This is a genomic window from Mesorhizobium sp. B1-1-7 (genome assembly GCF_006442705.1).
Classification (GTDB): domain Bacteria; phylum Pseudomonadota; class Alphaproteobacteria; order Rhizobiales; family Rhizobiaceae; genus Mesorhizobium; species Mesorhizobium opportunistum.
The window spans coordinates 167852-187612 of record NZ_VFWQ01000012.1; the positions used below are offsets into that span (position 1 = coordinate 167852).

The window sequence follows — 19761 nt, forward strand, 5'->3', positions numbered from 1 at the left end:
GAGAGCCGTTACAACCCTATGCATCCAACCGCCCCACCCAAAGCGCCAAATCCGCATGACGCCGAACCCCGGCCGCAACCGCTCAAGCATTTCAAGCGCGGTCTCGTAGCCAGCAGTTATGATAAGTATATTGCCAAAAGAAAGGCAACCTTGAGGTGGCTACCTGCTGGCGTGCCGGATACGCGGTCATCCGGCCAAGCAGAGTTGCAGTGGCAGGCGCGGCTATTGGAACAACGCCGCCGCGCTCATCAAGGTCATCCAGAAACCCCACACCAGCGGTATGCCGACCAGCAGCCAGGCGAGCGTCAGTTTGATCGAGTGCATCGTCATCACTCTCTTTACGCAGCAGCCCGTTCGGCCTTCATGTGGAAGCGCTGATTGACCGGCCGCATCATGAGGTTGAGCAGGAAGCCGACAACGAGCAGGCCGGCCATGATGTACATGGTGACCGTATAGGCATCGGCCTTCGCCACCCCGCTGTCGATCTGGTATTGCCTGATGTAATTCACCAGCACCGGCCCCAGCACGCCCGCCACCGACCATGCCGTCAAAAGACGACCGTGGATGGCGCCGACGTAGCGCACGCCGAAGACATCGCGCAGATAGGCGGGAATGGCGGCAAAGCCGCCGCCATACATGCTGAGGATGACGCCGTAGAACAGCACGAACAGGAACACGCTGCCCGACTGGCCGGTCCACGGCACCGCCGCGTAGAGGACGACGCCCAGCGCGAAGAACACCGCATAGGTCATCTTGCGGCCGATATAGTCGCTGGTCGTGGCCCAGAAGAAGCGGCCGAGCATGTTGAAGATCGACAGCAGCCCGACAAAACCGGCTGCGGCGGCAGCCGAGATGCGTCCTGGGAACATCTCCTGGCTCATGGCCGAGGCTTGGCCGAGGACACCGATGCCTGCCGTCACGTTGAGGCAGAGAACGCCCCACAGCAGCCAGAATTGCGGCGTCTTCAGCGCATCGTCGAGATGGACATTGGCACTCGTCACCATCGAATTTTGCGTTGCCGGCGGCACCCAGCCGGCGGGCCGCCAGCCTTCCGGCGGCACCCTGACGATGACGGCGCCGATCAGCATGAAGATGAAATAGACGACGCCCAGCACGACGAAGGTTTCGGCGACGCCGATGTGTTCGGGCGTCGAAAACAGCTTCATCAGATAGACCGACAGCGGCGAGGCGATGAAGGCGCCGCCGCCGAAACCCATGATCGCCATGCCGGTCGCCATGCCCGGCCGGTCGGGAAACCAGGTGATCAGCGTCTTGACCGGCGAGATGTAGCCAAGGCCGAGGCCAATGCCGCCGAGCACGCCGTAGCCGAGATAGATGATCCACAATTGGTGCAGGTAGACACCGAGCGCCGAGACGATGAAGCCGCCACCGAAGCAGCAGGCTGCCGCGACCATGGCCTTGCGTGGCCCGACGCGGTCCAGCCAGCCGCCGCCGAACGCGGCCGCGATGCCTAGGAACAGGATCGCGATCGAGAAAATCCAGCCGAGCCCGGTCAGCTTCCAGTCGTCGGGCGCCGAATCGGTGATGCCGATCAGCTTCGACATCGGCAGATTGAAGACGCTGAACGCATAGGCCTGGCCGATGCAAAGGTGGATGCAGAGTGCGGCCGGCGGCACCATCCATCGGCTGAAACCCGGCTCGGCGATCGTGTGTGAGCGATCAAGCCAGCCTGCGGCGCCTTCTGCGGTCGTCGTCGCCATTCCATCCTCCCAGATAGCCCCCGAACCATCCTCCCAGATGGTATTCCCGTGAACAAACTAGGCGGGCAAGAAGGCGGGGCAATAAGGAGTGCATGCCCATAAGACCAATGTCTAAGAAGACATGGATGCGTCGGCAATCAGACCACCGCGCAAAATTGGGTACATTAGAGACTATCAATTGATCATCTGCTCAGGTGAGCAGCGTGGCCTGAACGGCATTGGCAGCGATGACGATAGCATTCACCAGTTGCGGTTGAGCCATTCGCGCGCCGGCCGCTCGATGACGTAGTAGCTGCAGAGCGCGCAGGCAAAAACCCCGGCCAGCATCAGCCACGGGTCGCTGCCTTGTTCGTAGACGAATTTGTAGAATGGCTGCTGCCACAGATAGAGCGAATACGACCACAGGCCCAACGTCGCCATCGGCCAGGACGACAGCAATCCGGAAAAGAATTGGGCGCTGAAATCGAGCGCGTTGACGGCAATCGCCAGCAGCGGCACGGCGACCAGGTAATGGATCGGCGTCGGCACGGGATCCATGAACAGCAAAACCGCGCCGGCCGCAGCCGCCAGGGCGACATAGGGCCCCTTCAACATGGCCGGCAGCCTGCCATCGGCCTTGAGCAGGCAGATCGATGCCGACAGCAGGATCGATGCGATGTGCACATCGGTGCGCCAGTAGGTGCTCTCGTAGTCCAGTCTGAACACCCAGTAAGACACCGCCCCGTTCGCCATTGCGAGCAAGGCCAGCGCCAGCAGCAACGGTATGACGCGGTCGCGCCTGGCAACGGTGGCGCTGATCAGGGCCAGGATCACATAGGCATGCTCCTCGACGCAGAGCGACCAGATATGGTCCAGCGCACCGGCGCGTGTGACGAGAATTCCGGCGTAATTGTAGGTGAATGTCAGCGCCGTCAGCGCCGCCTTCCATTTGAAGGCGATGAACGTTCCCGACAGCGCGACCATGGCAACGGCAACGAACACCAGAAGTGCTGGATAGATGCGCGAGAAGCGGCGCTTGAAGAACTTCTTCAGAGGGTAGCGTTCGATGAACAGGATCTCGCCCATCAGCCGGCCGCTGAGCACGAAGAAAAATTCGACGCCCAGCACCCCGAGATTGATTCCGGGAACCGGAAAGAAATGCCCGATCAGCACCAGGGCGATCGACAGTCCGCGCCAGCCGTCGAGATAGGCCAGCCTGGTTCTGGTCGATCTGTCGGCGACCGATAGCGGCGGAGCCAGATGGGTGGCGGAAATTTCGGACATGCCGATCCCTTCGCGTTGGACATGCGAAAGGCACGGCGGTGCATGCTCCGAACCCGGCTCGCATTCCCGCCCAGGTCATATTGCAGTGCAAGATAAATTTGTGCAAGTGCGAGATTGCAGCCCGGGCAGTACCAGGAGAACTAGCTGGCCGTCATTGCTTCAAGCAAAGGCACTGCGCAGGAGTCGATTCCCTAGGGGAATTGGACCGCTAAGGGTCGCCGCATACGAAAAAGGGGCCGTCGCGGCCCCTCCCTTGTCCAAAACCGATGGTGTCAGGCGTTGGCTGCCGCCACCGCGCGTTTGGCCATCACCGAGATCAGATTGGCGCGATAGTCGGCGGAAGCGTGGATGTCGGTCATCAGGTTCTTGGCAGACACCTTCACACCATTGAGCGACGCGGCGTCGAAGCTCTTCGCCAGCGCCGCCTCGATCTCCTTCGAGCGGAAGACGCCGTCGTCGCCGGCGCCGGTGACGGCGACACTGACGCCATCCTTGCCCTTGGCCACGAACACGCCGACGATCGCGTAGCGCGAGGCCGGGTTGCGGAATTTTTCATAGGCGGCCTTCGCCGGTGCGGTGAAGGTGACCGCGGTGATGATCTCGCCATCCTTCAATGCGGTCTCGAACAGTCCCTTGAAGAACTTGTCGGCGGCTATCTCGCGCTTGTTGGTGACGATGGTGGCCCCCAGCGCCAGCAGCGCCGCGGGATAGTCGGCCGCCGGATCGTTGTTGGCGATCGAGCCGCCGATCGTGCCCCTGTGGCGTACCGCCGGGTCGCCGATCAGCGACGCCAGATGGGCAAGCGCCGGGCACGCCTTCTTCAGCTTCTCGTCATTGGCGACGTCGAAATGCGTCGTGGCAGCGCCGATGGTGACCGTCTTGCCCGACACCTTGACGCCTTGCAGCTCCGTGATGCGCGACAGATCGACGAGATCGGAAGGCGCCGCCAGCCGCGTCTTCATGGCCGGGATCAAGGTCATGCCGCCCGAGAGCAGCTTGGCGTCGTCCGTCTTGATCAGCTTGGCGGCTTCAGTGACCGAGGCGGCACGGTGGTAGTTGACTGCGTACATGGGATCCTCCTTGAGAGTGCTTAGTCAGTAGTGGGTAGTCGGTAGTGAATGATCAGCTGCCGTTGTTGATGAAGCGCTTCCCTATTCGCTACTCACTACTCCACACTCACTCCTTTCAGTGCTTCGTCGCGGCACGGATCGCTGCCCACACGGTGGACGGCGAAGCCGGCATGGCAATGTCGGGGATACCGATGGCATCGGTGATGGCGTTGATCACCGCCGGCGGCGAGCCTATGGCGCCGGCCTCGCCGCAGCCCTTGATGCCGAGCGGATTGCCCGGACACGGGGTGTTCGACGTCGAGACCTTGAAGGACGGCAGGTCGTCCGCGCGCGGCATGGTGTAGTCCATGTAGCTCGCCGTCAGCAGCTGCCCGCTGGCATCATAATGAGCGCCTTCCAGCAGCGCCTGGCCGACGCCCTGGGCGATGCCGCCATGCACCTGGCCCTCGACGATCATCGGGTTGATGATGTTGCCGAAATCGTCGGCGGCGACGAACTGGACGATCTCGGTCGTACCGGTTTCCGGATCGATCTCGACCTCGCAGATGTAGCAGCCCGCCGGGAAGGTGAAATTCGACGGATCGTAGAAGGCCGTTTCCTTCAGCCCGGGTTCCATTCCAGCCGGCAGATTGTGCGCGGTGTAGGCGGCAAGCGCCACCTGGAACCACGGCACGTTCTTGTCGGTGCCGGCGACCTTCAGCGCCCCGTTCTCGATGACGATGTCGCCTTCGTCGGCCTCGAGCAGATGCGCGGCGATCTTCTTGGCCTTGGCCTCCACCTTGTCGAGCGCCTTGGCGATCGCCGACATGCCGACCGCACCCGAGCGCGACCCGTAGGTGCCCATGCCCATCTGCACCTTGTCGGTATCGCCATGGACGATCGAAACCGAATCGATCGGCACGCCGAAACGCTCGTTGACCAATTGCGCGAACGTCGTCTCATGGCCCTGGCCATGGCTGTGCGAGCCGGTCAGCACCTCGATCGTGCCGACCGCGTTGACCCGCACTTCCGCCGACTCCCAAAGGCCGACCCCGGCGCCGAGCGAGCCGACCGCCGCGGACGGCGCGATGCCGCACGCCTCGATGTAGCAGCTCATGCCGATGCCGCGCAGCTTGCCCTGCTTTGCCGCTGCGGCCTTGCGCTTGGCAAAGCCGGCATAGTCGGAGGTCTTCATGGCCGCATCGAGCGACGCGCCATAGTCGCCGGCGTCATAGTTCATGATCACCGGGGTCTGGTGCGGAAAGACGGTGATGAAGTTCTTGCGCCGCAGCTCGGCCGGAGAGACGCCGAGTTCGCGCGCTGCTGCTTCCATGGTGCGTTCCAGGAGATAGGTAGCCTCCGGCCGCCCTGCCCCGCGATAAGCATCGACGGGTGCCGTGTTGGTGTAGACGGTGCGCACATTGGCATGGATGGCCGGGATATCGTACTGACCCGACAAAAGCGTCGCGTAGAGATAGGTCGGCACGCAGGACGAAAACAGCGACATGTAGGCGCCGAGATTGGCGATCGTGTCGACCTTGAAGCCGGTGATCCGGTTGTTCTTGTCGAACGCCATCTCGACGGTCGAGACATGGTCGCGGCCATGCGCGTCGGTGAGGAAGCTTTCGGTGCGGTCTGCGACCCATTTGACCGGCACGCCGGTCTTCTTCGACGCCCACAGGCAGACGATCTCTTCGGGATAGATGTAGATCTTGGAGCCGAAGCCGCCGCCGACATCGGGCGCGATCACCCGCAGCTTGTTTTCCGGCGCGACATTGTAGAAGGCGCTCATCACCAGCCGCGCGACATGCGGGTTCTGCGATGTCGTCCAGCAAGTGTAGTGATCCTCCGCCTTGTCGTAATGGCCGAGAGCCGCGCGCGGCTCCATGGCATTCGGCACCAGCCGGTTGTTGACGATCTTCATGCGGGTGACATGCGCCGCCGCCTTGATGGCGGCGTCGGTCGCCTTGGCATCGCCGATCTCCCAGTCGAAGATCAAATTGTTCTCAGCCTCGGCGTGGACCTGCGGCGCACCCTTTTCGAGCGCCTTGGTGGCGTCGACGACGGCCTTCAGTTCCTTGTAGGTGATCTCGACCGCCTCGGCCGCGTCACGCGCCTGGCCCTTGGTCTCGGCCACGACGATGACGACGGCGTCGCCGACATAGCGGACCTTGTCGACGGCCAGCGGCGACCATGCGCCCATCTTCATCGGCGAGCCGTCCTTGGAATGGATCATCCAGCCGCAGATGAGGTTGCCGATGCCGTCGGCCTTGAGTTCGTTGCCGGTTAGCACCCCGATGACGCCCGGCATGTCCTGCGCCTTCTTGACGTCGATCTTCTTGATCTGCGCATGCGCATGCGGGCTGCGCACGAACGCCGCATGCTTCATACCGGGAACCACCATGTCATCGACATAGCGGCCCGCGCCGGTGATGAAGCGCTTGTCTTCCTTGCGCGCCACGCGAGCGCCAACACCTTCAATGCCCATCAGAAATTCCCTCCCGAGATTGTAGGGGAGTAGGTGAGTAGGGCAGTACGGCAGTAGGGAAAATTGGCTCCGGTTCCCTACTGCCCTACTGCCTTACTGCCCTACTGCCTCGTTCACGCAGCTTGCTTCGCCTTGCCCTTGGCACCCTTCGACATCGTCTTCGATGCGGCAAGGATCGCCTTGACGATGTTGTGGTAGCCGGTGCATCGGCAGATATTGCCCTCCAGTTCGGCCCGCACCGTCGCCTCGTCGAGGCCTTCGGGATGGCGCTTGATCATGTCGGTTGCCGTCATGATCATGCCTGGCGTGCAGAAGCCGCATTGCAGGCCGTGATGTTCCTTGAACGCCGCCTGGACGGGATGCAGGTCGGCGCCATTGGCAAGACCTTCGATCGTCACCACGCTGGAGCCGGACGCCTGGACCGCGAGCATGGTGCAGGACTTGACCGCCTTGCCGTCGACATGCACGACGCAGGCGCCGCATTGCGACGTGTCGCAGCCGACATGCGTGCCGGTCAGGCCGAGATTCTCGCGCAGGAAGTGAACCAGCAGCGTTCGATCCTCGGCAGCGCCGCTGACCCGCTTGCCGTTCACCATCAACGAAACGTCCGACATGGTCCCTCCCTGGGTATCAACCTTGGTCATCACGCTGCCGACGCGCTGTGGCACTTCGGCCATGCGTCATTCGTACACCGCACAATGCACAAAAAACAGCGCGACGGAAAAGCCGGATCATTGTACTTTCGGTCATGGCCAGGGCCAAGGATGCATTCCCCTCACCCCATTGCCAAAACGCCGGTTGGAAGCAACAATGTCCTTCGACGCCCGCGCGCCGGAAGCTTGTAAAAACAGCAGCGCATAAAAACAGCGTCGGAGGAAATGCGGGAGAACGCCGCTGACGAGTTCACGGACGCGCTACGCATGCGGCTTGTCGGCGCTGACGACGGACGAGCCCAACATGGACGCATTTGCATGCGCGGTGGCCGCCGAGGCTGCCGCCATCGACGCTGGTTTTGCCCTGCTGTTCTTCTCCCAGAGCCTCGTCGAGGCCGACGCCCTGTCACGGGCACTTCTGACCCACGCACCGGGGCTCCACCATGCCGGCTGCTCGACCGCCGGCGAGATCACGCCGCAGGGCCTCGAGGACGGCCATGTGCTCGCCATGCTGCTGCCCTCGGCGGCGTTCACCGCCGTCAGCACCATGGTCGACGATCTGTCCTCGTCGGGCATGGACAGGATCACCAGCGAGGTTGAAGCCTTGAGGCGCAACCTGCGCGGCCGGGTCGGCGGCGAGCACACCAGGAACACGTTCGCGCTCTGCTTCATCGACGGGCTATCCTATGCCGAGGAGGCGGTCAGCTCCGCCATCCACTGGGGCCTTGACGACATCCCCCTGCTCGGCGGCTCGGCCGGCGACGATCTGAAGTTCGAGACGACACGCCTGATCTCGAACGGCAGGGTCAGCTCGGACAGCGCCATCATCGTGCTGATCGCCACGGAAATCCCTTTCCACGTCTTCAAGACCGACAATTTCGTTCCGACCGACGAAAAGCTGGTGGTGACGGCGTCCGATGCCGATCATCGCGTCGTGCGCGAGTTCAACGCCACCAATGCGGCCGAGGAATATGCCGCTTCCGTGGGTATTCTCCCGCAGGCCCTGACGCCGTTGAGCTTCGCCTCGCATCCGGTGGTGGTGAAGGTGGGCGGCGAATATTACTGCCGCTCGATCCAGAGAATGCATGCGGACGGCTCGCTGTCGTTCTTCTGCGCCATCGACGACGGCGTCGTGCTGTCGATCGCCCAGCCCAAGGACATGGTGGAATCGACACGTGCCGCCCTGCGCGAGGTCGAGGAGCGGCTGGGTGGCATCGACCTGATCCTCGGCTTCGACTGCGTGCTGCGCCGGTTGGATGCGCGCAACCGGCAGGTCTTTCGTGACATTTCGGAGCTTTATCGGATCAACAATGTCGTCGGCTTCGGCACCTATGGCGAGCAGTACCGGTCGATGCATCTGAACCAGACCTTCACTGGAATCGCTTTCGGCGACCGCCAGGCGGCAGAATAAGGCAGCCGGACAAAATGCCGCTCAGGAGCATAAACGACCTTGAAAAGCTGAAGAAGATCAACGCCGCCCTGGTCAGCCGCGTCGAGCGGTCGATGGACCAGCAAGGCAACGCCTTCTCGCTGTTCCAGACCGCGATTTCGCTGGAAAATCGCGTGCGCACGCGCACCGAAGAGCTGCATTCGACGCTGCGCCGACTGGAGCAATCCAACATCGACCTCAGCGCCGCCAAGGAAAATGCCGAGCTGGCGAACCTGTCCAAGACGAGGTTCCTCGCCGCCGCCAGCCACGACGTGCTGCAGCCGCTGAACGCGGCCCACCTCTCCGTCTCGGCGCTGGCCGAAGTGCAGACCAGCGACGAAGGCAGGAAGCTGGTGCGCCAGGTCGAGCGCTCGCTGGAAACGATGGAAGATCTGCTGCGCACCCTGCTCGACATCTCCAAGCTCGATGCCGGCGTGGTGCAGCCCGACATCGGCGACGTCAGCCTGGAGGCGTTGTTCTCCTCGCTGCGCTCGGACTTCCAGCCGGTGGCGGCACTCAAGCAGCTGTCGCTGAAATTCCGGCCGGTCAACGCCGTGGTCCGCTCCGACCGCACATTGCTGCGTCGCATCCTGCAGAACATCCTTTCCAATGCGCTGGGCTATACCCGTTCGGGTGGCGTCCTTGTCGGCACCAGGCATCGCGGCGACACCATCCGCATCGATGTCGCCGATACCGGCTGCGGCATTCCCGAGGACCAGCGCGAGGCGGTGTTCGAGGAGTTCCATCGCGGCACCTTGCCTGCCAATGCCGAGCTCAACGGCGGCGGTCTCGGGCTCGGGCTTGCCATCGTGCGTCGCATGGCCGGCGCGCTCGGGCACCCCGTGACATTCTCGTCGAAGGTAGGCCGCGGCACGATCTTCCACATCGATGTTCCTGTCGGCATCGGCGCCCCTGCCGACGCCATCGCCAGCGCCGCCAGTCTGGAGCGGCCGCGCGGCTACGGCCTGTTCGGCACCAAGGTGCTGCTGGTCGAAAACGACATCGAGGTGCTGGAGGCGATGACCTTCCTGCTCGAACGCTGGCAATGCCTGGTGCGGGCCGCGACGTCGACCGACGATGCGCTGAACATGCTTGGCGACACCGACTGGGTGCCAGACATCGTCATCGCCGACCAGCATCTCGACGGCGGCGATCTCGGCACCGCCACCATATCTGAGGTCCGCAACTATCTCGGCCGCGCCGTGCCCGCGCTGATCGTCACCGCCGACAATTCCGAGGAAATTGCCAAGGCCGCCCGCGCGGGCGGCATCGAGCTTATGCGCAAGCCGCTGAAACCGGCACAACTAAGGGCGCTGCTGGCACATTTGCTGGCCTGAGCTCCATAACGTGCGGTGAGGCTGATCCAAACGACCCGGACAGCCGAAACAGCGGCATACTCGACCTCGATGCCCTCGACCTTGACCTGCCCCCGGCGTCGCTGTCAGCGCCAGATTGCCCGGATCGGCCAGTTCGATGATGGCGAGGTCGCAGCGTGCATCGATGATCTCATGCGGAATTTCATCGCTGGCGAACTCGTTAACCTTGGGTCGTAAGCGTCGGACCTGGGCCACTTCAAACCTTGAGAACGCCCTTTCACCCGCTGGCCTGGAAACCGGCCGCGATAGCTGGCGTCCAGATGGCGGGTAGCGCGCCGCAACGCAGCCTCAGCTGCGGATGGCTAGCGAGGAAGCGAAGGACTCCTTGACGGCATAGGCTGCGCAGTCCGCGGCGCTGGAATAGCTTTCCGCGTTCGCAACGCCCGATCCAACCATTTGGTTACTATACGAATTCGCCAATGCTTGCCGGCCATCCCCCATGCGTGCTTCCCTTGGTTGATGCAATTTGAGGGATACAACCATGCGTTTTCTACTTGCTGCCATTGCCACGCTGTCGTTTGCCACCACTGCGGCTCTGGCTGATCCTGCTTCGGACTTCAAAAGAGCAGACCAAGGATTGAACCAGACCTTCAAGCAAATTCAGAAACGGCTTGCAGACGATTCCGGCGGCAAAGCGCGGCTTGTGAAAGCGCAGAGAACTTGGATCGCGTTCCGCAATGCCGAATGCACTTTCCAATCCAGTGGGGATGACGGCGGATCCGCCGCACCGATGGTTGCCGCTGCGTGCCAGGCTGAACTTACCAAGGATCGCAACAAGCAGTTGAAGGCCTACTTGAACTGCCAGGAGGGCGACCTGGCTTGCCCGGTGCCAGCAGAATAGCCGGGAGAAACAAAATGCCGACCTTCAAGATGAGATATCTGCTGATCGCGCTTGTGCCGCTGGCGGTTGCCGGCTGCGTCAGCACTGAAGACCAGCGAGCAGCAGACCAGGAAAAATGCGCTTCATACGGCTATCGACCGGGATCTAACAGTTTTGCCGATTGCATGAGGGATCAGGACGAGCAACGCGCCGACGACCAGCGCCGTACAATGAACGATCTGGAACGGCAGGACCGAAGAGATCGCAAGCGCAGGAATGATCTCCAATCCACCGCGAGTCCTAGTGTCATCGATAACAGGCCTCAGTACGACAAAGACGGCAATCCGAACTTCGACACCCAAGGCAATTATATCGGATGTCATGGCATTGGCTGTCAGGTCGACAATCCGGATGCTGACGATAATAACTAGGCTGCTACCTTCCACGCGACGGGCTGGTGGTAATTGCCCTCACGCCCGCCGCTCCTGATCTCTTGACGGCCAAAGTGCGCTGAATGCCGTCGGCGCGGAGCCCCAGGGTGCGGCGCCAAGCTCCCCATCCCGCTCCGCTTCGCGGATCGACCCTGCCCACAAGGGAGGGTAAAAGATCAAAACCCGGCCTGGTCGCGAAACAGCTCCGCATTGTCCAGCTTCGAAACCTCGATCACCGCTTGCGTGCGGCTATAGACATTGAGCTTGCGCAGGATCTCGGAGACATGCGCCTTGACCGTAGTCTCGCCGACCTGCAGCTCGTAGGCGATCTGCTTGTTGAGCAGACCCTGGCGCAGCATCTGCAGCACCCGCAACTGCTGCGGCGTCAGCTTGGACAGGCGCTGGACCATGTCGGCGCGGTCGCTGCTGTCGGCGTCCGCCGGCTGGCCCTCATAGGTTTGCGGCACATAGATGGCGCCGTCCATCACCGAGCGGATGGCAGCCGCCAGGTCGCTCTTGCGCGCCGATTTCGGAATGAAGCCTGCCGCACCATAGGACAAGGCCTCGGAGATGATCCTCGGCTCCTCATATCCCGACACGATCACCACCGGCAGGCGCGGATAGCGGGTCCTGAGCTGCAGCAGGCCGTCGAAGCCGTGCACGTCGGGCATTGAGAGATCGAGGAGCGCGAGGTCGAAAGGCTTGGCGTCGGCCAGGAGATCGAGCGCCTCGGTGATCGAGCGCGCCTCGACCGTATCGACTTCCGGATAAGCCATCTGAACGGCGCTGTGCAGCGCCTCGCGAAACAGCGGGTGGTCGTCGATGATGAGGAACCGGGCGCGATCATTGACTGCGGTCATCACATTCGTTCCGAAGCCCCCTATTCAGTTTCCAGCACAAGCTAATCCCACGAGCATGACCGGATTATTGCCAAATAGTCTACCGTTGATAGGCGGATTCTCATACAGGCACCGCGGCGCGCGTGCCCTGTGAAATGCGACGCCTTGCCCGGCCCCTGAATTCGGCCGAAGGTACCCGGCATCCGACGTCCAAGACAGAGACCACCATGACCGCTTTCGTTCTCCCCGTCCCGCCAACGCCTTCTGTCGCCGTCAGCGGGTCAACCGAGCGGTTCGCCGTGCGCCGCATCTTCTGCGTCGGCCGCAACTACGCGGCGCACGCGCGTGAATTCGGCAATGATGAGCGCGATCCGCCCTTCTTCTTCACCAAGCCGGCCGACGCGGTGGTCGATTCCGGTGTGACCATTCCCTACCCGCCGCTCACCGCCAACCTGCACCATGAGATCGAGCTGGTCGCCGCGATCGGCAGACCAGGCTTCCGCATCCCGCGTGAGCGGGCGCTGGATCATGTCTGGGGTTATGGCGTCGGCATCGACCTAACCCGCCGCGATTTGCAAGACGAGGCCAAGAAGGCGGCGCGGCCCTGGGACTGGTCGAAGGCATTCGACCGCTCGGCGCCCTGCGGCCCGCTAGTGCCGGCCCAGAAATCCGGCCACCCGCAAAAGGGCCGCATCTGGCTCGCGGTCGACGGCAAGGTCAGGCAGGACGCCGACCTCGCCGAGCTGATCTGGCCGATCGCCGACATCGTCTCGATCTGTAGCGAGGCGATGGGGCTCGAAGCCGGGGACCTGATCTTTACCGGCACGCCCGCTGGTGTCGGCGCGGTCAAGCCAGGCGAGACGATGACCGGCGGCGTCGACGGCATCGGCACGATCGAAGTCACCTTTGGCCAGCCCCAATTGTGAGCGATATAGCCATGAGCGAGTTCGTCCTGCACAATTACTATCGGTCCTCCACCTCCTATCGGGCGCGGATCGCGCTGGAGATGAAGGGGCTGAGCTATGACTATGTCCCGCACCATTTGCGCCATGGCGACCATCTGGAGCCCGCCTATCTCGCGGTCAATCCGCAGGGGCTGGTGCCGGCGCTGGTGCTGGGCGACGGGACGCTTTTGACGCAGTCGCTGGCGATCATCGAATATCTCGACGAGATCCAGCCCGAACCGCCGCTGCTGCCTGGGGACGCACTTGGCCGGGCGCGCGTGAGAATGCTGGCGCAGATGATCGCCTGCGACATCCACCCGGTGAACAATCTGCGCGTGCTGACCTCGCTGCGCACCCTGTTCGGCGCCGGCGACCAGGACATCACCAACTGGTTCCGCCACTGGGTGAATGAAGGTTTCCAGCCGCTTGAAAAGCTCCTGGCGTCGTCGCCGGAGACCGGAACATTCTGCCACGGCGAGACGCCGGGGCTCGCCGATATCTGCCTGGTTGCACAAATCGCCAGCAACGCCCGTTTCGGCGTGGACTTGGCGCCCTACCCGACAATCGCGCGCATCAACGCCGACTGCATGGCACTGCCGGCCTTCCAGAAGGCCGCGCCTGAGAACCAGATCGATGCCGAGTAGGCAATCCTCTATCACGTCCGACGGAATCGATTTCCGCTTGACCGGACAAGGAATCGGCTATCGTTTCCCGCAATGCATGCCGTCTTAGGGTGGAGTGACCAATGAAAGCCGTCGTCTTCGAGAAATTCGGCGAAGCGCCGACTATCCAGACCGTTCCCGATCCGAAACCGGCCGCCGATGGCGTCGTCATCAAGGTCGAGGCGACCGGGCTCTGCCGCAGCGACTGGCATGGCTGGATGGGCCATGACGCCGATATCCGCCTGCCGCATGTGCCGGGCCACGAACTGGCCGGCATCGTCGTCGCGGCAGGCAAGCATGTGACCCGCTGGAAGGCCGGCGAGCGCGTCACGGTGCCGTTCGCCGTCGGCTGCGGCCATTGCTTCGAATGCAATTCGGGCAATCACCAGGTCTGCGAACATCAATCGCAGCCCGGCTTCAACGCCTGGGGCTCCTTCGCCGAATATGTCGCCATCGAGCACGCCGACACCAACCTCGTGCGCCTGCCCGACGAGATGGAATTCGCCACCGCCGCCAGCCTCGGCTGCCGCTTCGTCACCTCATTCCGCGCCATCGTCGACCAGGGCCGGGTGACGCCGGGCGAATGGGTGGCGGTGCATGGCTGCGGCGGCGTGGGCCTGTCGGCGATCATGATCGCCAGTTCGATGGGCGCCAATGTCATCGCCATCGACCTCACCGACGAGAAGCTGGATTTCGCAAAGAAGATCGGTGCGGTGGCGACCATCAACGCATCCACGACGCCGAACGTGGTCAAGGCGGTCAAGCAGATCACCAATGGCGGCGCGCATATGTCGATGGACGCGCTCGGCCACCCGACCACCTCGTTCAACTCGATCGCCAATCTGCGCCGCCGCGGCCGCCACGTGCAGGTCGGGCTGATGCTTGGCGATCACGCCCGCCCGCAGGTGCCGATGGACAAGGTGATCGCCTTCGAACTCGAAATCCTCGGCAGCCACGGCATGCAGGCCTATCGGTACCCGGCGATGATGGAGATGATCCGCCACGGCAAGCTCAAGCCTGAACTGCTGGTCGGCAAAAAGATCAGCCTCGACGAAGCGCCCGCCGCCCTGATGGCAATGGGTGGCTTCGAGGGCATCGGCATCGGGGTGGTGACGAAGTTCTAAGTGCGGCCGTCGCTTTCCGAACTACCGCGCAAACTTCTTCGCCCCGAACACGCAGGCCACCACGCCTAGCGTGACGGCCACCATTAGCGGGCTGACCTGTTCGTGCAGCAGCGTCGCCGCCAGCGCAAGGCCGAAGAAGGGCTGCAGCAACTGCAACTGCCCGACGGCGGCGATGCCGCCTTGCGCCAGACCCCGATACCAGAAGACGAAGCCGATCAGCATGCTGAACAGCGAGACATAGGCGAGCCCGATCCAGGCGTGGGAGCCGACGGCGGCAAACGACGGCGGCAGGGTCGCCAAAGTCAGCACCAGCATGATCGGCAGCGACAGCGTCAGCGCCCAGCAGATCACCTGCCAGCCACCGAGCTTGCGCGACAGCGCGGCACCCTCGGCATAGCCCAGGCCGCAGACCACGATGGCGGCGAGCATCAAACCGTCGCCGACCGGCGAGGCCGTCACGCCCTGCATCAGCGCGAAACCCGCGACCAGCGCGCTGCCCACGCAGGAAAACAGCCAGAACGCCGCTCGTGGACGCTCACCGCCGCGCAGCACGCCGAAGATCGCGGTCGCCAGCGGCAGCAGGCCGACGAAGATGATCGAGTGGGCGGAGGTGACGTGCTTCAGCGCCAACGCGGTCAGCAGCGGAAAGCCGACCACCACGCCGAGTGCGACGATCACCAGCGACAGCAAATCCCCACGCTCCGGGCGCTTTTGCCGGAACAGGATCAGCATGGCCAGGCCAAGCAGCCCGGCAATCGCGGCCCGGGCCGATGTCAGGAATGTCGGATCGAAATCCACCACCGCCACACGCGTCGCCGGCAGCGAGCCGCTGAAGATCAGCACGCCGATAAATCCGTTCAGCCAGCCGCTCGCGATCTTGTCCATTCCAGGCTCCATGTCTTTCGCCCTCTATCGGGCAGACACCCATGGTGCAGCCAGAGACAATGGGGTACAATTTCACGAAACTGTAATGAACGATCGAGCAGTACAGATGGCTGAACCCGCTTTGGAACCGGACGGTGCACACGCCCTTGTCGCGACCATCCCTGTCGCGACCACCCTCGTCGAGACTGTCATGGCGACCATTCGCCAGCGTATCGCCGCGCGCAGCCTGACACCGGGAGCGCGACTGCCCTCGATCCGCGCCTTCGCCAAATCCATGCAGGTGTCGAAATCCACCGTGGTCGAGGCCTATGAGCGGCTCGCAGCCGAAGGCGCGATCCGCTCCCGGCCGGGCTCGGGCTTCTATGCCGCCGGCTCGCTGGCGCCGCTGTCACTGGCCGAGATCGGCCCGCGGCTCGATCGTGCCGTCGATCCGCTCTGGGTCTCGCGCCAGTCGTTGGAAGCCGGCGACGAGATCCTGAAACCCGGCTGCGGCTGGCTGCCGGCCTCCTGGATGCCCCAGTCCGCATTGCGTCGCGCACTGCGCACGGTGGCGCGTGCCGATGATGTTGCGCTCGCCGATTACGGCACGCCGCTCGGCTTGCCGCCATTGCGGCAATTGCTGGCGCGGCGCATGGCCGGGTATGGCATCGAAGTCTCGCCCGAACAGATCATGCTGACGGAATCGGGCACGCAGGCCATCGACCTGTTGTGCCGGTTCCTGATCGAGCCCGGCGATACGGTGCTGGTCGACGATCCCTGCTATTTCAATTTCCACGCTTTGCTGCGCGCCCACCGCGCCAAGGTGGTCAGCGTTCCCTACACGCCGTCGGGACCGGATATCGAACTGTTCGCGCAGGCGCTCGCCGAACACCGGCCGCGGCTCTACATCACCAATTCCGCCATCCACAACCCGACCAGCGCGATCCTGTCGCCGGTCACCGCACACCGGCTGCTGAAACTCGCCGATCAGTCGGACCTGACCATTGTCGAGGACGATATCTTCGCCGATTTCGAACATGCCCCCGCCCCCAGGCTGGCAGCCTTCGATGGTCTCAGCCGCGTTGTCCAGATCGGCAGCTTCTCCAAGACGCTGTCGGCCTCGGTCCGTTGCGGCTTCGTCGCCGCGCCTCGCGACTGGATTGAGGGCCTGACCGATCTCAAGATCGCCACGACTTTCGGTGGCGGACGGCTGGCGGCCGAACTGGTGCTGACGCTGCTGAAGGACGGCAGCTACCGCAAGCACATGGACTTGCTGCGCGCCAAGCTTGCGCGCGCCATGAGCGAGACCAGCACCCGCCTGAAGGCGATCGGCATCGCGCCCTGGATCGACCAGCCGGCCGGCCTGTTCCTGTGGTGCAGCCTGCCCGATGGCGTGGACGCGGCCGAAATCGCACGCCGTGCCCTGGCCGACAATGTCGTGCTGGCGCCCGGCAACGCGTTCAGCCTGTCCCAGACCGCCAGCCGTTTCCTCCGCTTCAATGTTGCCCAGTGCGAAGACAAGCGGATTTTCAAGGTGCTCGAGGCGGCGATGGCGCGCTGATCTCAGCGGCTCACGCAAACCTCCCGCACGCAGTCGCGCAACCAGCGCTGCGCCGGGTCGGCATCGAGGCGCGGATGCCAGAGCATCGATATGGTGACATCCACGATGGCGACCGGCAGCGGAAAACTATGCATGCCGGCGCGCGCACCAACCGTATGCCGCTCGGGCACGCTGGCGATCAGGTCCGAGCCGCGTGCCATGGCGAGCGCGGCCGAGAAACCCGACACCATGCATACGACCGTCCGCTGCAAACCAAGCGCGCTCAGGGCCTCGTCGATCGGCCCTCTCTCGCGGCCACGCCGCGAGACGCTGATGTGCCGGCCCGCCGCATAGCGCTCGGGCGTCACCGGGCCTTCGCCAAAGGGATGGCCGGCTCGAACAACACCGATGAAGCGGTCGCGAAACAGCGCCTGGATACGCACTTCGGGACCGGTTTCACCGGCGACGCCGATTTCCAAGTCGATCGCCGCTTCACGCAGCGACATCGCATCCTTGTCGGACTTCGGCGCGAAACGCAGCCGCACCCCTGGCGCATCGGCCTCGATGCGGGCGACGAGACGAGGCCCGAATTCTTCGACGAAGCCTTCGTTGGTGCGCAATGTGAAGACGCTGTCCAGGCTTGAGAGATCAAGCAGTTCGGCGGGGAGCAGCAGCGCCTCCGCTTCCTGGACGACAGGGCCGACCTGCCGCCGCAATTCTTCCGCGCGCGGCGTCGCCACCAAGCCGCGTCCGGCGCGAACCAGCAGGGGATCGCCTGTTGCCTCGCGCAGCCGTGCCAGTGTCCGGCTCATGGCCGAAGGGCTGAGACGCAAACGGCGCGCGGCGCGTGCCACGCTGCCTTCCGCGAGCAGAACGTCTAGCGCAAAGAGCAGATTGAGATCGGGTGACGTCATCGGCCGATCATAGCATATGATATGGCGTTCGGTGCACGAATATGATGCAAATGCTGCGCCTTTCGCCATATCAGCCGCAGGACTAGATCTCCGACAGCTCCGGTACCGGAGCCGACAAAAGGAGATCGTCATGGCAGTCGCCGAGCAAAATGGACCGATATCAGCGCCGCAACAGAAAGAATCCGCCGGCTGGGCGCTGGCCAGCCTGTCGCTCGCCACGCTTTTGTCGTCACTCGGAACCAGCATTGCCAGCGTCGGGCTGCCCTCGCTGATGCAGACGTTCGGGGCCTCGTTCCAGGCCGTGCAATGGGTGGTCCTGGCCTATCTCCTTGCCATCACCACGCTGATCGTCAGCGCCGGGCGGCTGGCCGACATGGTCGGGCGCCAGCCGTTGCTGCTTGGCGGCATCGCACTGTTCACAGCGGCGTCCGTGCTCTGCGGCCTGGCGCCGACACTGTGGCTGCTGATCGCCGCGCGGGCCGTGCAAGGGCTGGGGGCAGCGCTGATGATGGCGCTGACGCTTGCCTTTGTCGCCGAAACGGTGAGCAAGGACCGGACTGGCAGCGCCATGGGCCTGCTCGGCGCTATGTCCGCGATCGGCACGACACTCGGCCCTTCGCTCGGCGGCTTGCTGATCGCCGGCCTCGGCTGGCGGGCGATCTTCCTGGTCAATGTCCCGCTGGGCCTCCTGACCTTTGCGCTCGCCTGGCGTGCCCTGCCTGCTCGCAGCAATGGAACGCATGCCGCCCGAGGCAAGTTCGACGCGACAGGCACGGCGCTGCTCGCCCTGACCCTGGGCGCCTATGCGATGGCGATGACGCTTGGCCGGGGTAGTTTCGGCGCGCTCAACATCGGCCTGCTGGCTGCCGCCGGCATCGGCGTCGTCCTGTTCGCCATTGCGCAGGCGAGAGTGAAGACACCGCTGGTTCAGCTCGCCAGCTTCCGCGACCTCCAGCTCAGCGCCAGCCTGGTCATGAGCCTCGTCGTCGCCACGGTGATGATGGCGACCCTGGTGGTAGCGCCATTCTACCTGTCGCGCGGACTGGAGCTGGATGCCGCGATGGTTGGTCTGGTGCTTTCCACCGGGCCGCTGGTCTCGGCCCTGTCGGCGCTGCTGGCCGGACGACTTGCCGATCGTTTCGGAGCCCACAGGATGATGGTCGCCGGCCTGCTCGGCCTCGCCATGGGCACCTTACTGCTGTCGCTCGCGATGACGAAGCTCGGCATTGCCAGCTATGTCGTTCCCATCACCGTCACCTGCTTCGGCTACGCCCTGTTCCAGACCTCCAACAATGCAGCCGTCATGAGCGGTGTCGACGCCGGCGAACGCGGGGTCATATCAGGCCTGCTCAACCTGTCGCGCAACCTCGGCCTGATCACAGGCGCATCCTTGATGGGAGCGATATTCGCGCAAGGCGCTGCGGACACGGCGATCCTGTCGCCGGCCGCGGCCGCGCAGGGAATGCAGACCACTTTCGGAGCGGCAACCGGCATGGTGCTAGCTGCGCTGGTCCTGGCAGTTCTTTCGGCCCGTTTTGCCAGCCGGATACCTAGCACGTTGGCCTCACAATAGTGGTGGTTTCCGGGAGCCGGAGCGGAGCGTACTGAAGTACGTGACCACAGTTCTACTGCGACGCAGTAGAA

At 63.6% G+C, this 19761-nt stretch carries 17 protein-coding genes; 9 read left to right on the forward strand and 8 right to left on the reverse strand.

Annotated elements, in window-relative coordinates; translation table 11 throughout:
• Positions 1-338 precede the first annotated feature (338 nt).
• The 5 genes from FJ978_RS21680 to FJ978_RS21700 form a co-directional block, all read right to left on the reverse strand.
• Positions 339-1721 (reverse strand): OFA family MFS transporter, encoded by a 1383-nt coding sequence (locus tag FJ978_RS21680; RefSeq protein ID WP_140573840.1) that lies wholly within the window; start codon positions 1719-1721, stop codon positions 339-341.
• 240 nt (positions 1722-1961) lie between these two features.
• A complete protein-coding gene (locus FJ978_RS21685) occupies positions 1962-2984 on the reverse strand; it encodes an acyltransferase (RefSeq protein WP_140573842.1) in 1023 nt (340 codons plus the stop codon).
• A 272-nt stretch (positions 2985-3256) separates the two neighbouring features.
• Positions 3257-4054: a xanthine dehydrogenase family protein subunit M gene (locus tag FJ978_RS21690; protein ID WP_140573844.1), complete on the reverse strand. Its 798-nt coding sequence runs from the start codon at positions 4052-4054 to the stop codon at positions 3257-3259.
• Positions 4055-4169: 115 nt separating this feature from the next.
• Positions 4170-6521 (reverse strand): xanthine dehydrogenase family protein molybdopterin-binding subunit, encoded by a 2352-nt coding sequence (locus tag FJ978_RS21695; protein WP_140573846.1) that lies wholly within the window; start codon positions 6519-6521, stop codon positions 4170-4172.
• Between the two features lie 113 nt (positions 6522-6634).
• Entirely contained in the window at positions 6635-7135 is a 501-nt protein-coding gene (locus FJ978_RS21700; protein ID WP_140573955.1) for a (2Fe-2S)-binding protein, read from the reverse strand.
• Positions 7136-7478: 343 nt separating this feature from the next.
• Here FJ978_RS21700 and FJ978_RS21705 point away from each other — a divergent pair, with 343 nt between their 5' ends.
• The 4 genes from FJ978_RS21705 to FJ978_RS21720 all read left to right on the forward strand — a co-directional run bounded on the left by FJ978_RS21705 (position 7479) and on the right by FJ978_RS21720 (position 11230).
• Complete coding sequence (locus FJ978_RS21705) at positions 7479-8585, forward strand: FIST signal transduction protein (RefSeq protein ID WP_224731551.1); 1107 nt, start codon at positions 7479-7481, stop codon at positions 8583-8585.
• A 14-nt stretch (positions 8586-8599) separates the two neighbouring features.
• Positions 8600-9940 carry a hybrid sensor histidine kinase/response regulator gene (locus tag FJ978_RS21710; RefSeq protein WP_140573850.1) on the forward strand — a complete coding sequence of 447 codons (1341 nt, stop codon included), beginning with the start codon at positions 8600-8602 and terminating at the stop codon, positions 9938-9940.
• A gap of 520 nt (positions 9941-10460) precedes the next feature.
• Positions 10461-10820, forward strand: coding sequence for a lysozyme inhibitor LprI family protein (locus tag FJ978_RS21715; RefSeq protein WP_140573852.1), 360 nt, complete (start codon positions 10461-10463; stop codon positions 10818-10820).
• 14 nt (positions 10821-10834) lie between these two features.
• On the forward strand, positions 10835-11230 hold the full coding sequence (locus tag FJ978_RS21720) for a hypothetical protein (protein ID WP_140573854.1): 396 nt from the start codon (positions 10835-10837) through the stop codon (positions 11228-11230).
• A gap of 176 nt (positions 11231-11406) precedes the next feature.
• On the opposite strand, the gene FJ978_RS21725 is transcribed toward FJ978_RS21720, so the two are convergent.
• Positions 11407-12090, reverse strand: coding sequence for a response regulator transcription factor (locus FJ978_RS21725; RefSeq protein WP_013895059.1), 684 nt, complete (start codon positions 12088-12090; stop codon positions 11407-11409).
• 206 nt (positions 12091-12296) lie between these two features.
• On the opposite strand from FJ978_RS21725, the gene FJ978_RS21730 reads away from it, so the two are divergent.
• From FJ978_RS21730 to FJ978_RS21740, 3 genes are all read left to right on the forward strand, one after another.
• Complete coding sequence (locus tag FJ978_RS21730) at positions 12297-12995, forward strand: fumarylacetoacetate hydrolase family protein (protein ID WP_140573856.1); 699 nt, start codon at positions 12297-12299, stop codon at positions 12993-12995.
• Positions 12996-13006: 11 nt separating this feature from the next.
• A complete protein-coding gene (gene maiA, locus FJ978_RS21735) occupies positions 13007-13657 on the forward strand; it encodes a maleylacetoacetate isomerase (RefSeq protein ID WP_140573858.1) in 651 nt (216 codons plus the stop codon).
• A 101-nt stretch (positions 13658-13758) separates the two neighbouring features.
• Positions 13759-14799, forward strand: a complete 1041-nt coding sequence (locus tag FJ978_RS21740; protein ID WP_140573859.1) for a zinc-dependent alcohol dehydrogenase family protein — start codon at positions 13759-13761, stop codon at positions 14797-14799.
• Between the two features lie 21 nt (positions 14800-14820).
• Here the strand turns inward: FJ978_RS21740 and FJ978_RS21745 are convergent, their stop codons facing one another.
• On the reverse strand, positions 14821-15684 hold the full coding sequence (locus FJ978_RS21745; RefSeq protein WP_140573861.1) for a DMT family transporter: 864 nt from the start codon (positions 15682-15684) through the stop codon (positions 14821-14823).
• 190 nt (positions 15685-15874) lie between these two features.
• Between FJ978_RS21745 and FJ978_RS21750 the strand changes: the two genes are divergently transcribed.
• Positions 15875-17224, forward strand: a complete 1350-nt coding sequence (locus tag FJ978_RS21750; RefSeq protein WP_140573957.1) for a PLP-dependent aminotransferase family protein — start codon at positions 15875-15877, stop codon at positions 17222-17224.
• Between the two features lie 2 nt (positions 17225-17226).
• On the opposite strand, the gene FJ978_RS21755 is transcribed toward FJ978_RS21750, so the two are convergent.
• Positions 17227-18117, reverse strand: coding sequence for a LysR family transcriptional regulator (locus FJ978_RS21755; RefSeq protein WP_140573863.1), 891 nt, complete (start codon positions 18115-18117; stop codon positions 17227-17229).
• 130 nt (positions 18118-18247) lie between these two features.
• Here FJ978_RS21755 and FJ978_RS21760 point away from each other — a divergent pair, with 130 nt between their 5' ends.
• Positions 18248-19690: an MFS transporter gene (locus FJ978_RS21760; RefSeq protein WP_140573865.1), complete on the forward strand. Its 1443-nt coding sequence runs from the start codon at positions 18248-18250 to the stop codon at positions 19688-19690.
• The last annotated feature ends 71 nt before the right edge of the window (positions 19691-19761 follow it).

Bases quoted from the DNA above. Each gene is read 5' to 3' on its own strand.
- FJ978_RS21725 (WP_013895059.1), bottom strand. From the start codon at position 12,090: ATGACCGCAGTCAATGATCGCGCCCGGTTCCTCATCATCGACGACCAC.
- FJ978_RS21750 (WP_140573957.1), top strand. From the start codon at position 15,875: ATGGCGACCATTCGCCAGCGTATCGCCGCGCGCAGCCTGACACCGGGA.
- FJ978_RS21740 (WP_140573859.1), top strand. From the start codon at position 13,759: ATGAAAGCCGTCGTCTTCGAGAAATTCGGCGAAGCGCCGACTATCCAG.
- FJ978_RS21680 (WP_140573840.1), bottom strand. From the start codon at position 1,721: ATGGCGACGACGACCGCAGAAGGCGCCGCAGGCTGGCTTGATCGCTCA.
- FJ978_RS21760 (WP_140573865.1), top strand. From the start codon at position 18,248: ATGGCAGTCGCCGAGCAAAATGGACCGATATCAGCGCCGCAACAGAAA.
- FJ978_RS21685 (WP_140573842.1), bottom strand. From the start codon at position 2,984: ATGTCCGAAATTTCCGCCACCCATCTGGCTCCGCCGCTATCGGTCGCC.
- FJ978_RS21705 (WP_224731551.1), top strand. From the start codon at position 7,479: ATGGACGCATTTGCATGCGCGGTGGCCGCCGAGGCTGCCGCCATCGAC.
- FJ978_RS21690 (WP_140573844.1), bottom strand. From the start codon at position 4,054: ATGTACGCAGTCAACTACCACCGTGCCGCCTCGGTCACTGAAGCCGCC.
- FJ978_RS21745 (WP_140573861.1), bottom strand. From the start codon at position 15,684: ATGGACAAGATCGCGAGCGGCTGGCTGAACGGATTTATCGGCGTGCTG.
- FJ978_RS21730 (WP_140573856.1), top strand. From the start codon at position 12,297: ATGACCGCTTTCGTTCTCCCCGTCCCGCCAACGCCTTCTGTCGCCGTC.
- maiA (WP_140573858.1), top strand. From the start codon at position 13,007: ATGAGCGAGTTCGTCCTGCACAATTACTATCGGTCCTCCACCTCCTAT.
- FJ978_RS21715 (WP_140573852.1), top strand. From the start codon at position 10,461: ATGCGTTTTCTACTTGCTGCCATTGCCACGCTGTCGTTTGCCACCACT.
- FJ978_RS21720 (WP_140573854.1), top strand. From the start codon at position 10,835: ATGCCGACCTTCAAGATGAGATATCTGCTGATCGCGCTTGTGCCGCTG.
- FJ978_RS21700 (WP_140573955.1), bottom strand. From the start codon at position 7,135: ATGTCGGACGTTTCGTTGATGGTGAACGGCAAGCGGGTCAGCGGCGCT.
- FJ978_RS21695 (WP_140573846.1), bottom strand. From the start codon at position 6,521: ATGGGCATTGAAGGTGTTGGCGCTCGCGTGGCGCGCAAGGAAGACAAG.
- FJ978_RS21710 (WP_140573850.1), top strand. From the start codon at position 8,600: ATGCCGCTCAGGAGCATAAACGACCTTGAAAAGCTGAAGAAGATCAAC.
- FJ978_RS21755 (WP_140573863.1), bottom strand. From the start codon at position 18,117: ATGACGTCACCCGATCTCAATCTGCTCTTTGCGCTAGACGTTCTGCTC.